Source organism: Pseudomonas sp. SH10-3B (genome assembly GCF_019891415.1).
Classification (GTDB): Bacteria; Pseudomonadota; Gammaproteobacteria; order Pseudomonadales; family Pseudomonadaceae; genus Aquipseudomonas.
The window spans coordinates 1-320 of the sequence record NZ_JAFLXD010000146.1; the positions used below are offsets into that span (position 1 = coordinate 1).

Below are 320 nucleotides of genomic sequence, written 5' to 3' on the forward strand. Positions count from 1 at the left end.
GCGTTGCTGGTCGTCGTAGTGGTAGTGGCTGAGGAGTTGGCCTTGTTGGCGCTGGTGTTCTTGGCCGGCCTTGAACAGATGGGAGGTCAGCGGCGCGCCGTTTAATTCTACGGTGGCGAGGTGGCCGCCTTTGCTGTGGTTGAATACCAAGCGGTTGTTGTCGGGCAGGCGCAGGTGTTGAAGCTGGCCGCAGGCGTCGTAGCCGTAGCGCAAGGTGCCCCAGCCTTGGTGTTCGGCGGTGAGGCGGTTTTGTTGATCGTATTCGTAGGCCAGCGCCCAGTGGCCGTCGTCGACGCTGAGGAGGTTGCCCTGGCGGTCGT

General features: G+C 62.8%; 1 protein-coding gene. It reads right to left on the reverse strand.

The window, feature by feature from the left end; translation table 11 throughout:
• The coding region (locus J1G35_RS31270; protein ID WP_223016887.1) for a hypothetical protein at positions 1 to 320 on the reverse strand (320 nt) is incomplete at both ends.